This window comes from Sphaerospermopsis sp. LEGE 08334 (genome assembly GCF_015207205.1).
GTDB lineage: Bacteria > Cyanobacteriota > Cyanobacteriia > Cyanobacteriales > Nostocaceae > Sphaerospermopsis.
On record NZ_JADEXH010000001.1, the window covers coordinates 52459 to 64524 of the forward strand.

At 34.9% G+C, this 12066-nt stretch carries 10 protein-coding genes; 5 read left to right on the top strand and 5 right to left on the bottom strand.

Annotated features, from left to right (window positions below):
* Nucleotides 1-195: 195 nt before the first annotated feature.
* Entirely contained in the window at nucleotides 196-1524 is a 1329-nt protein-coding gene (locus IQ237_RS00275) for an ATP-binding protein (protein WP_194051062.1), read from the bottom strand.
* 77 nt (nucleotides 1525-1601) lie between these two features.
* Between IQ237_RS00275 and IQ237_RS00280 the strand changes: the two genes are divergently transcribed.
* The 4 genes from IQ237_RS00280 (at nucleotide 1602) to IQ237_RS00295 (ending at nucleotide 5435) form a co-directional block, all read left to right on the top strand.
* Entirely contained in the window at nucleotides 1602-1910 is a 309-nt protein-coding gene (locus IQ237_RS00280) for a TMEM14 family protein (protein WP_194051064.1), read from the top strand.
* 534 nt (nucleotides 1911-2444) lie between these two features.
* Complete coding sequence (locus tag IQ237_RS00285) at nucleotides 2445-3683, top strand: aminoglycoside phosphotransferase family protein (RefSeq protein WP_194051066.1); 1239 nt, start codon at nucleotides 2445-2447, stop codon at nucleotides 3681-3683.
* A 75-nt stretch (nucleotides 3684-3758) separates the two neighbouring features.
* Nucleotides 3759-4850 carry a T3SS effector HopA1 family protein gene (locus tag IQ237_RS00290; protein ID WP_194051068.1) on the top strand — a complete coding sequence of 364 codons (1092 nt, stop codon included), beginning with the start codon at nucleotides 3759-3761 and terminating at the stop codon, nucleotides 4848-4850.
* 135 nt (nucleotides 4851-4985) lie between these two features.
* Complete coding sequence (locus IQ237_RS00295) at nucleotides 4986-5435, top strand: thioesterase family protein (RefSeq protein ID WP_194051070.1); 450 nt, start codon at nucleotides 4986-4988, stop codon at nucleotides 5433-5435.
* A 102-nt stretch (nucleotides 5436-5537) separates the two neighbouring features.
* Here the strand turns inward: IQ237_RS00295 and IQ237_RS00300 are convergent, their stop codons facing one another.
* The 3 genes from IQ237_RS00300 to menA form a co-directional block, all read right to left on the bottom strand.
* Nucleotides 5538-6911, bottom strand: coding sequence for a 2-succinylbenzoate--CoA ligase (locus tag IQ237_RS00300; protein WP_194051072.1), 1374 nt, complete (start codon nucleotides 6909-6911; stop codon nucleotides 5538-5540).
* Entirely contained in the window at nucleotides 6896-7867 is a 972-nt protein-coding gene (locus IQ237_RS00305; protein WP_194051075.1) for an o-succinylbenzoate synthase, read from the bottom strand. The genes IQ237_RS00300 and IQ237_RS00305 overlap by 16 nt, the downstream gene beginning before the upstream one ends.
* 105 nt (nucleotides 7868-7972) lie before the next feature.
* The gene (gene menA / locus IQ237_RS00310; RefSeq protein WP_194051077.1) at nucleotides 7973-8872 is read right to left on the bottom strand and encodes a 2-carboxy-1,4-naphthoquinone phytyltransferase; all 900 of its coding nucleotides are present in this window, start codon (nucleotides 8870-8872) and stop codon (nucleotides 7973-7975) included.
* Between the two features lie 406 nt (nucleotides 8873-9278).
* On the opposite strand from menA, the gene IQ237_RS00315 reads away from it, so the two are divergent.
* Nucleotides 9279-10694: an isochorismate synthase MenF gene (locus IQ237_RS00315; RefSeq protein ID WP_194051079.1), complete on the top strand. Its 1416-nt coding sequence runs from the start codon at nucleotides 9279-9281 to the stop codon at nucleotides 10692-10694.
* A 466-nt stretch (nucleotides 10695-11160) separates the two neighbouring features.
* Here IQ237_RS00315 and IQ237_RS00320 read toward each other — a convergent pair whose 3' ends face one another.
* Nucleotides 11161-12027: a DUF4351 domain-containing protein gene (locus tag IQ237_RS00320; RefSeq protein ID WP_194051081.1), complete on the bottom strand. Its 867-nt coding sequence runs from the start codon at nucleotides 12025-12027 to the stop codon at nucleotides 11161-11163.
* Between the last annotated feature and the right edge of the window lie 39 nt (nucleotides 12028-12066).

A 12066-nucleotide genomic window follows, 5' to 3' on the forward strand; every position in this document is an offset into this window, starting at 1 on the left:
GAAAATCAGGTTGTGTTACAGCAGGAGTCAGGAGTCAGGAGTCAGGAGTAAAACTAGCTTAGTGTATAGGTTTCAATTTAGATTCTGTACCTAATGGATCTGCAATCTGCTGTATTTAAAAATTTAATAGTATAGCTGTTGCTAGGGTAGGAGTTTTCAAAAGCTGACTGCTGACTGCTGACTGCTACAAGTTAATTACAGGCTATTTTTATTATTACCATACACAGCTAAATCTGCTTTTAAGAAGTCAATAAACTGCCGTGCTGTGCGGCCAGAACGGCCATTATGACGAGTTGCCCATTGTAAAGCTTGAAATTCTAAATCTTCTTGATTAATATTAATGCCCGCCTGTGCTGCCAAATGCTGAACAATGTGTAAATATGTTTTTTGATCTGCGGCTTCAAAGGTTAATGTTAAACCAAAGCGATCGCTAAAGGAAAGCTTTTCCTGCATTGTATCCCAAGCATGAACTTCTTCGTTATCCTTGGGGGTAGGTCTATCACTAAAATACTCTCTAATTAAGTGCCTACGGTTAGATGTAGCATAAACAATTACATTTTTTGGTCTAGCGGTTAAGCTGCCTTCTAAAACTACTTTTAGTGCTTTAAAAGCATCATCATCTTCCTCAAAGGAAAGATCATCGACAAAGATAATAAATTTTTGCGGCACTCCCCGTAAATGTTCAACGATTTTTGGTAAGTTTTGTAATTCTGATTTTGCCACTTCGATTAAGCGCAGGTTTTTGTCGCTATATTCGTTTAATAAAGATTTTACTAAAGATGACTTACCAGAACCGCGACTACCGTATAGTAATACGTGCAGTGCTGGTTGTCCTGACAATAAAAACAGGGTATTTTTTAACAAAGCATCTTTTTGCCAATCGTAACCTACTAATGTATCTAGTTTAACTGGATCAGGATAGGGTATACCTAAAAACTGCCCATCTTGCCACCTAAAAGCGCGGTATTGGGCAAATAAACCAGTGCCGTGCTGTTGATAATAAGCTGCTAAGTCTTCAACAGCATCAGCCCAAGTGTCTAATTGTTGTAAAGTGCTGATTAAATCAGTATCAACTTCTACTGCTTCGGGTTCTTGATACCAGACGACTGGGGAAACTGGCAAATGAGATACAACTTGCACCCATTCACTTAAAACAGCACTATTACATTCATATAAATTTTGTAATGCTTGTAAATCATGTTGGGCTGCTGCAATTAACGCCGGTGGTAAATCAGTAAATTCTTGCTGTTGAGCTAATCTGGTAAAGGGGTTGTCAGCAATGAGAATTTGTTGAATTAAGTATTCTTCCCAGGTTTGTTTGCTGGTTGCCAAAGCTTGAAAATAGTTACCGTAAGCTTGGAGACAGTCGCGCCCATCTGCGTCAGTGTAACGTATAGCTTGCAGCAGATCAAGAAATGCGATCGCTACTTCGCCTTTAAGAACTGATTGGTAAAGTAAAAGAGACGCTGCTTGGCGTTGGAAGAATTGAACTTTGGTGTAAGACGAAGTATTTACGGTAGACATTCCTTGATCATCCATCAATTAACTGTATTTGTCTGCTCAATCTAAAAGTAAAATCCAGATCAACATAGGCTGTAACAATGAATTTAGGTATAGTTGCCGCTTTTGGCTACGGCATTTTAGCATTATTAGGGGGAATCATTGGCTACATCCAAGCCAAGAGCAAAGTTTCCTTAATTAGTGGTATAATTAGTGGCTTATTCATTATCTTTGCTGCTTACTGCCAACTTCAAGGACAAAGCTGGGGTTTAAGTGTAGCAGCTTTTGTTATTGGTGTGTTAGTATTTTTCTTTTCCATTAGATTGGCTAAAACACGGAAATTTATGCCTGGGGGATTGATGATTATTTTTGGGATCGTGACATTAGTAGTCATATTGAATCAAATGTAAGCATTCAGCCTTCAGCTATCAGCAGTCAGCAAAGATCAAATTTAGTCGGTAAATTTGGTCTTTAGAGGCGAATTTTAGCCCACATAACAGCGATTAATGTTTAATTTGAAACATAATGTTCCTGGCAAGCATGATTTTAGTACAATTATATTATAAATAAAGGCGTAATTTTTATGACACATTGAGGGTATGGATAAAAAAACTCCTTGAGAGCAAAGGATATGAACTAGCAATTATTAAATTGTTAGTAAAAATTACTATCAACAGGATTTAAACAGAGAACTCTATATATACTAGAGTTAGTATTATCAATAGTGTAAAGATTTTATGGTATCTTCAGTATATATTAAAGGAAAAATAAAGGTAAATTTGCCATATTGGCAGGTTTTCCTGAAATAAATAGGATATTACTAGATAGTAGCAATCTTTATTAATGTTTGCGCTATTGTAGCTATCTACCGAATCCTAAGCAGAGAAAATAAAGGCATACCTAAGTAATTCTTTCAGCAATTTAAGCAACTAGGAAATTAATACATGATATTATCACTGTCTTCTCAAAATGTTATCCAGTATCTGCAAAAAGCAGGTCTGTGTAGCTCAGAAGATGGCGCATTATATGAATCTGATTTACCAGGAAGTGGCGGTAATAATCGGAATTTACTGGTGAAGCTGGCAGATAATCGTAAACTTCTGGTTAAACAAGAACGATGCAGGAATTTTGATAGCAGTCCCCATGAATTTTTTAATGAGTGGCTGTTTCATCAATTACTGGATAAATTTCCAGTGCTGGGGAATATTTCGGCGATCGCATCATTATTGCTCCATTTTGATGCAGAAAATTCTATCCTGGTTCGTAGTTACCTCAGCGAATATATGGAACTGGGGAAATTTTACGAAAATAACAGTATTTTCCCCATTGAAATTGCCACCGCCATTGGTAATACATTAGCGGCGTTACATCGTTCTACCTTCCAAAAACGAGAGTATCGTGATTTTATGGATACTGCTCCCCAAGGACAGTTTCGCTATCACTATTACAACCCAGCGCAAGGAATAGGATCAATAAATCAAGACATTTTTGGCAATATTCCTACAGAGGCGCTGAAATTTCATACTCTCTATCAAAAATATGAAAGTTTAGAATCAGCGATCGCCGATTTAGCTTATGAATGGAAACCTTGTTGTTTAACTCACAACGATTTACAATTAAACAATATTTTGGTGCATTCCCGTTGGCAAAATCTAGATAATTGCTTGGTAAGATTAATTGATTGGGAAGCTTGCGCTTGGGGAGATCCAGCTTTTGATTTAGGTAATTTACTAGCAAGCTATGTCAAAATTTGGCTTTCTAGTTTAGTAGTAGATCCCAGTTTAAATTTAGAAGAATCTCTCAATTTAGCAATCATTCCCTTAGAAGTTATTCAACCTTCAATTTTGGCAGTTATCCACGCCTATCTTCATGCTTTTCCCATGATTTTGGATTACCGTAGAGATTTTATTTTGCGAGTGATTCAATTTACAGGTTTGGCACTAACTCATCAAATTCAAAACATGATTGAGTATGAAAAATACTTTGATAATACCCACCTGTGTATGCTGGAAGTTGCCAAAAGTTTGTTAATTATGCCTGAACAAGCAGTATTAACTATTTTCGGCAGTTCCGAAGCAGAAATTCTCCAATCTGTAACCGGATTAAACACCAAAGCTAAACCTGAAAAAGAAAAACAACTACTACGGATTTATTACGAAAAAACTCGCCTACGTGGTTGTTAGTATTTTAGGTAATATTTTAGTAGTATTTTAGGTAGTATTTTAGTTGATATTCAAATTTGGAGGTGCAATTTCTTCATGTTAGATAACTCTACTAATCAAATTCTCAATTCTTTATTTGATATTGCCAGCAATATTCAGATTGCCCCAAACTTTTGTATTCAACATCCCAATTATCAACCTTTTGCACTGCCAGAAACAGTAGCGAATAGATTTAAACACAATTCACCAGATTTACAACATAAATATCTGGCTTTACTATTGCGGAATTTTCTTCACGGTATTTATTATAATGGTTCGCTGCAAACTGTTTTATCAGTCAATGCCAAAGATGGTAATTACTCACAACAGAAAAGTTTAGAGCAAAATTATCATCTGGGGATTGATTGGGATTTTTATGAGCAATTACACCAAAATAATCATGGTATAGGTAACTATGATTCTAATTGGGAAGTATTAAGACGAGAACCAGATAAAACTCTAGCAGTAACTAAAAATGGGTTAACATTATATGTTGAACCAGAATGCTATCTCAAATCAAGTAAAAAGTCTATAAAAGTAGGTGATTTAATAGCAATTTGGATGCCAAAAAACCGTTTACAAAATAACTGTTATGTGGCGGTTAGTAATTTAGGACAACAACGCCAAAATACATCAGAGACTAATTTGGGAGTAGGGCGAATTTATTTTAATTTTAGTCCATCAGGTGCGATCGCTCTCATGGATACCCTCACACAACAACTCAATAACGCCCATATTCCCTTTAGTTTTGAAGTTCTTTATAACCCCGGTGCTTATGGGCGGTATGATGCTGGTACACTTCATTTTGAAAGACAAGATTACCCAATCATTCACAAAATTCTTCAGACAGTTTACCAAGAAAATCAATCTTATTTTCACCCAGAAATTCCCCTATTTACCAAATATTTAGCACCCGGACTGAGTTTAGCAGAAGAACCAAACCAAAAATTTGCCCCACAAGAAAGTTTTGGGATGAACCGTTGTCAAATAGTTGCTAATGCTTTGTTAGAAGCTTGGGAAAAAGGGAAAAATGCCATTGAAGAACGTATACAGATTATTAACCAACACTTTGCACAGCATTTAATTGATGTGCAACGTCCTTATCTTAACCCCAGTTCTGAAGATATCTATATCCCATTAAATTGTTAATAACTTAGTAAGTATTCAGCTATCAGTAATTTGTGTTTTATGTGAGTTTTGCTGATAGCTGAAAGCTGACGGCTGAATGCTTACAGAAAATGTAATTTACCTTGTTTTTTGTTTTATATAGAGGATTTTTAGACGATGATTTTCACATATCAAAGAACTATAAGATTTGCCGATACTGATGCTGCTGGAGTCGTTTATTTTGCTAATATTTTAAGTATCTGTCATGAAGCTTACGAAGAATCACTAAGACATTCCGGCATAAATATCAAAACTTTTTTTACACATCCATCTGTTGCTTTTCCCATCGTTCATGCAAATGTAGATTTTTTGCGTCCGATTTATTGTGGTGACAAATTAATGATTAGTTTAATACCACAAAAGTTAAGTATTGATAAATTTAACATTACTTATGAAATTACTGTAACTGATGTAATAGTTGCTAAAGCAATTACTCGCCACGTTTGTATTGATGTGAATAGTAGAACCAAGCAAGAATTACCAGATGAAATGATTTCTTGGTTAGAAACGAACCGCAGAGACGCAGAAGGTGCTGAGAGAAGAAAGTCAAGGGAAGAGATTATGTAATTGATAATTGATAATTGATAATTGATAATTGATAATTGATAGTTGATAATTGATAGTTGATAATTAATAATTGATAGTTGATAATTGATAATTCATCATTCGTCATTCATAATTATGAGATGATCTAGCTAGAAAATCCAGTGCTATTTGTTGCAGTTGTTGACGGTTAATTTTCCCTTGTTCATTACGAGGTAATTTTGGTAGGGAAATCCAATATTTAGGAATTTTAAATTTACTAAGTTTATCTTTAAGTTGAGTTTCAATGTCTAAAATAGAAATATTTGGGTGTTTAGGAATATAAATAGCTGTTAATGCTTCTCCCCAGTTTTTATCAGGTATCCCAATTACACAAACATCAATTACCATATTTGTTTTTCTAATCGCTGATTCAACTTCTATCGGATAAATATTTTCACCCCCAGAAATAATTTTATTACTACTACGTCCGATAATATGTAAATATCCATCTCCATCTACAAAACCAATATCATCTACTAATAAACCATCTCTATTTTCCCAAAGTTCGGGATAATAACCCAAAGCCAAAGATTTAGCTTGAATCTTAATATTTCCCGTTAAATTATTAATGGTAATTTCTGCATGGGGGAGAATTTTTCCACTGTTAACTTTACCCTGCAAAAATTCATCAGGTTTCAAAGTGGCAACTTGAGAAGCTGTTTCTGTCATCCCATAAGTAGGTGCTAACCTAATATGATAAAATCTTGCTTTTTCTAACAGTTCATCCCATGCTGGCGCACCTCCTAAAAGTACAGTTTCAAACTGAGATAGCCATTTTGTGAGTTGTGTATTTTCCAGCAGTCTTTGTAACTGAGTGGGAACTAAAGATATAAAAAAATCTGAAGGATTAAGATTTGGTATTTTTTGAGATGCAATTTCTTTAAATGAGGTAATAACTAATTTACCACCGGTGGTAAAACTTCTCATAAATTGCATCAAACCACTGACATGATATAGAGGTAAAACACAAAAAGAATTTACTGTTTTTAACTGAAAATACTCTGTAAACCCTTGCACAGATGCGGTTAGTGTTTCCCATGTATGAATAGCGAATTTAATTTTTCCTGATGAACCACCAGTAGGAATCATGATAGAATTGGTAATTGGTAATTGGTAATTGGTAATTGCTAGATTAGGAGTAAACTGACAACAATCTCCCCAAATTATATCTGGTTGTACCAAATTAAAAACCTGTTCCCATTCATTTTTTCCCCAGTCTGGGTTACATAAAAAAACTGGACATTTCGCAGCACAAGCAGCAATGAAACAGGCTAAAAATCTCACTGTTTCTCGTTCAGCCAAAATTATTTTTGGTGGTGTTGTATTTTGCGATAATTCGATGATTTCTAAAAGTTCTAAATATAATTCTGTAGCTATTTGATAAAATTCCTGGCTATTTTCAACAATTAACCAATCATGATTTTTGATGTTTTTTAAATATTCTAAAGGTTGTTCCATAAACTTTGAGGACAGTTTGCTTGTGGTTGGGTCAAATAGTGATTGATGCCAAAACCTACTGCACGATTATTGCTAGATAATTCTGCTGCTAATTTTAGTGCAGCTTGTCTACCAATGGCAGTTTCAAATACAGATGAAAATACCACATCAATTTGATATTGTTGGCAAAATTTTCTTAACCTTGATGGTGAACCTACTATACCAGGTTTAATGACAAAAATACTCCGCCAACCTTGTTTATAACAATTTTCCAGTTGTTGTAATGTAGCTACAGATTCATCTAAGGCAATTTTTGTATTATAATAATTACTCAATTCCAGCATTTCTGAGAACTTATCTACAGGTAAGGGTTGTTCAATAAATTCAATTTTATTGGAGAAATTATCGCATTGTTTTAACCATAATTTAGCTGCATTACCATCAAGTCCACCATTAGCATCTAACCGCAGTTTTACTGATTCGGGTAATTGATGAATCAGTAAATTTAAAATCTCTAATTCTTCGCTTATATCATGAACTCCTATTTTCCATTTAAAGGTTTTATAACCCTGTTTCCATAAATTTTGCCATTGATTTAAAGCCGCTTTTCCTGCTGGTAATAATCCGCTAAAATTCAGATGATGGTAATTTAGAGATTCGTGATTTTCTTGTAAATTTTCTAGTGCTGATTCAAAACCAAATTGACAAGCTGGTAATTTATCGGGAATTTTAAAAATTATCTCAAAAATTATCTCTGATGTAATTTCTCTTGGTAGTTGATGACAAAAATCTAAAGCTTGTTCTAAAGTTTCCGAACCAAACCAAGAAATGGGGGCAATTTCCCCCCAACTCACTTTACCTGTAATATCCTCAAGTCTGATAATTACACTTTCTCGTATTTCCCAAATTCCATGATTTGTAATCACAGGACGAGTGAATTTTTGACTAATCTTACGAAAAGAAAATTGATATTTCAAACTAGATCCCCCCTAACCCCCCTTAAAAAGGGAGGAATTAAAACTTTACATTCCCCCTGAAAAAGCGTGAATAACTATATTATGAATCCTCCTGACTCCTTATAATTATCCCAGCATAAATCCTGTACCAAATAATAAGCAACTCCAAAAATGTACAGCAACAGCAATAAATTTAGAGTTACTAACTTTTTCTGGGAGGTGATGATTTTCTAAAACATGACGACATAATTTAAACGCAAAAGGTAAACTTAGCCAACTTAACAAAGTCCAAATGGGGAAAATTCCTAACACAACTAATAACAAACATAAAGGATAAATACTAGCGGTAAACCAAACTAAGATTTGTGCGCCTTTTTCTGTACCTAACCGTACAATAGGCGATCGCTTTCCAGCAGCTATATCATCCTTGACTTGGTGAAAATGTGAACAAAATAAAACTAAACTGGTGACAATCCCAACAATCACAGAAGCTGCTAAATTAGTAATTGACCAAGTTTGAGTTTGACTGTAATATGCTGCTGTCATTCCCAATGGTCCAAAGGCAAAAAAGCAAAGAATTTCGCCAAAACCCTGGTATCCTAAACGAAAAGGAGGTCCTTGGTACATATAGCCCAAACCGCAGCACAGCAAGATTATACCAATTACAGTAGGGTCTTTTTGCAAAAGGGCGATCGCCATTATCCCCAACAAACCCGAACCCAAACACAAATTACCTAACCAAAACATTAACTGCTTATTACCAGTTAAATTCACCAAAGAATGATGTTTATTTTTATCAATACCTGTTTCTGCATCAAAAACATCATTACTGATATTTTCCCAAGCCAAAATTAAAATTGCCGCAGTCATAAAAACTGCAAATATTAAACCATTAAAAATCTTAGTTTCTGCAAATGCTACCGCCGAACCTACCCATATAGGCATAATAGCAACACTGTACATTGGCGGTTTGATAGCAGCCATCCATAATTTATTTTTGGGTATTGATATCTGATTTGTAGTCATCAGTCTTGATAAATTAAATTACTAAAAATTGACTTATAGCCATTCCCATTCTAGTGAGGTACAAAGTTTTTTCGTTTTAGGGAACAGGGAACAGGGAACAGTGAATAAATTGGTATGTACTTCATTAGACTGGGAAACGCTATATCAATTAGATTTTATAGTTTGGTGAGACGTTTTAAGGTGCTAAATTACCAAAAAATGCTAATTTTGTGATTGATGGTTTACCTCCTGTTAACAAAACTTGACTTGACATTTTGCAGTATTCAAGAGTATGTGTTTTCGGTTTTACCAGAACCCAGCAAATTTGAGGCTGGTTAATGGTAACAGAATATGCTACCTATAGAAATACGACCATGACTTATTACACTTTAGGAAGATAACTTAAAAAAAATTAACTTATACATCCATGACAATTTCACCATGTCGCAGCAGTTTCTTTATAGAATATAAAGATTTGCATCAATTACTGTTAGCAGTTCAAGAAAAGTGCTATGAACAGCGTAGCCAGCAAATTGTGAGTATTTCCCTGGCAATTGATTTCATAGATCCTTTAGTTGTATTAGATAAGTTTGCCCAAAAAAATACATTAAACTTTTACTTTGAAAACAAAAGTAAAGGTGAAGCTATTGTAGCCATTGATGCTATCACCAAATTAGACATTAGTGGTGAAAACAGATTTAACAAAACCGAAGAATTTATCAAAGACTGTCTCAAAAACGTCATAAATTTTGGCAATACAAACCAACCTTTTGCGGGTACTCACTTTTTTTGTAGCTTCAGTTTTTTTGATCAGCATCACTATTTAGATTATCCGTTTTCATCTGCTACTATTTTTCTACCTAAATTACAAGTAGCAGTCAAAAATTCTGCTTGCACCTTAGTTGTGAATCATTTAATTCATGCTGACATTAATATTCAAACAATATTACGGGAATTACAGGACAAAATTCAGACTCTCCAATCTTTAGTAAAATCATCACCAAACATTGAAAATTATTCAGCAAATTTTATCAAAACCAAGATTAATAATGCTGAAAATTTTAAATATTCAGTATTATCAGCTTTAGAAAAAATTGCATCCAATCATTTAAGAAAAATCGTTTTAGCAGATACCTTAGATGTTAGATCATATAATTCCTTTAACCTATTCAAATCTTTAAATAATCTGCGACATTTCCATCCTAATTGTTATGTTTTTTCTACCAGCAATGGCAAAGGACAAAACTTTATAGGTGCGAGTCCAGAACGGTTAATTAGTATTCAAGAACAGCAATTAATTACTGATGCGTTAGCAGGTTCAGCACCCAGAGGTAAAACACCAAATGAAGATGCGGCCAATGCCAACAACTTAGTTAATAGTACCAAAGAAAAACACGAACATAACCTAGTAATTGATTTTATCACCCAACGTTTATCACAACTCGGTTTATTTCCCCAAATTTTAGCACCACGTCTGCGACAATTATCTAATATTCAACATTTATGGACACCCATTACTGCGGTAGTACCTGCTAACGTCCACCCTTTAAAAATTGTTGCCCAATTACATCCTACACCAGCGGTTGCAGGTGCAGCCAGAGATATTGCTTGTGTAGAAATTCGCCGTTATGAAAAATTTGAAAGAGGTTTATATGCTGCACCTTTGGGATGGGTAGATGCTAAGGGAAATTGTGAGTTTATTGTGGGTATTCGTTCAGCATTAATTGATGGCGATCGCGCTAGACTTTATGCAGGTGCAGGTATCGTTGCTGGTTCTGATCCTGAGAAAGAATTTGCGGAAGTGCAGCTTAAACTGCAAGCATTATTAAAAGCTTTGGTTTAGGGTTTGGTGAATAAGTTATCTGCGGGAATGGGGAATAGTTTTAACTATATAGGATGATAAAATTTAGCTGCGTAACAGCTTATAGCTTTTCCCAGTCTGGTGAAGTACAAAATCATCTGCGTCTATCTGCGTTCATCTGCGTTTAATTATTACTGCTTGTACCTCACTTGAACGGTAATTGCTATATTTTCTTATTGAATTTTATTCCAAATCTCGATGAGTTGAACGAAGTGAAACCCAACTTACAGCGATTTGCAGGTAAATGAACCACATTTTTTAATCTCACGCAAAGACGCAAAGACGCAAAGGAAGAAAGGAAGATAACAATAAGGATGTGGTACAAATACATGAAAACTGCTGTAAAATCAACGTATTTGTTGGGTTTCGTTCCATTGCTTCGCAACGCTAACGCGAACAACCCAACCTACAAATCAAGATATTTTTGATTTTGGCGAAGGTATTGAGATTACGAACCACTTTTATCAAAATTTTCTAACCAGCGAATGACATCAGCTTGACTAGAAAAATCTAAAAGTGCTTCTGCTAAACTTTCTAATTGAGTTGTAGACAACTGATTAATTCTCTCTTCTATCTCAGCATCAACCGCACCAAAGCGACGAGAAAGTAACCGGAGAATTAACAAAACCTCTCCTTCCAGTTTTCCTTCCAGTTTTCCTTCTAGTTTTCCTTCCAGCTTTCCTTTTTGCAGAATATCTTGATAAATCACAGATTCTTGCATAATTTCCTCTCGAAATAATTGTCGAATTACATCTTTTTCAAACCGCAAACCCGCTAGAAGCTGTACACAGGTTGAGATATTGACTCTTTCCTGGTTTTCTTCAATCATATCTAACTGATCCGCGACTTGCTTTAACAAAGTATTTGGTGAATCGGTTTTTGCTAATGTCGCTAATGGTAAAAGACCAGGATTTGCTAACAATGGTGCGGGATCTTCTTCCCACAACCGAATCACTCGATACTCGTGTCTGGTTCTTGTGTCTACATACTCTGTAGTAAAGACAATTTCAGAATCGCTAGGTTGTAGAAAAATAATTACTTGCTCAATTGGACACCAGTATTGACGTTTTAATCTGGTGTAATAATCCAACATCCTAAAATCTAGTGGTGGTTTGGATTTAGGTGTAGTTTGAAATTCTAAATGCAGAATTTCCTGAGAAATTTGTAAAAATGTAACAGAATCAGCACGAATAGGATCGAGATTCAGTTCTGTTTTCAGTACCTGGATATCTGAACTTTCTGATGATAGTAACCATCTAGCAAATTCACCAGGATACTTTTCGGCGAGGTACTTGCAACTATTATCGTAAACCAAGGTATAATTAGTCAGGTAAAGTAGGTGTTTTTAATCATA

Bases quoted from the DNA above. Each gene is read 5' to 3' on its own strand.
- IQ237_RS00275 (WP_194051062.1), bottom strand. From the start codon at position 1,524: ATGTCTACCGTAAATACTTCGTCTTACACCAAAGTTCAATTCTTCCAA.
- IQ237_RS00280 (WP_194051064.1), top strand. From the start codon at position 1,602: ATGAATTTAGGTATAGTTGCCGCTTTTGGCTACGGCATTTTAGCATTA.
- IQ237_RS00285 (WP_194051066.1), top strand. From the start codon at position 2,445: ATGATATTATCACTGTCTTCTCAAAATGTTATCCAGTATCTGCAAAAA.
- IQ237_RS00290 (WP_194051068.1), top strand. From the start codon at position 3,759: ATGTTAGATAACTCTACTAATCAAATTCTCAATTCTTTATTTGATATT.
- IQ237_RS00295 (WP_194051070.1), top strand. From the start codon at position 4,986: ATGATTTTCACATATCAAAGAACTATAAGATTTGCCGATACTGATGCT.
- IQ237_RS00300 (WP_194051072.1), bottom strand. From the start codon at position 6,911: ATGGAACAACCTTTAGAATATTTAAAAAACATCAAAAATCATGATTGG.
- menA (WP_194051077.1), bottom strand. From the start codon at position 8,872: ATGACTACAAATCAGATATCAATACCCAAAAATAAATTATGGATGGCT.
- IQ237_RS00315 (WP_194051079.1), top strand. From the start codon at position 9,279: ATGACAATTTCACCATGTCGCAGCAGTTTCTTTATAGAATATAAAGAT.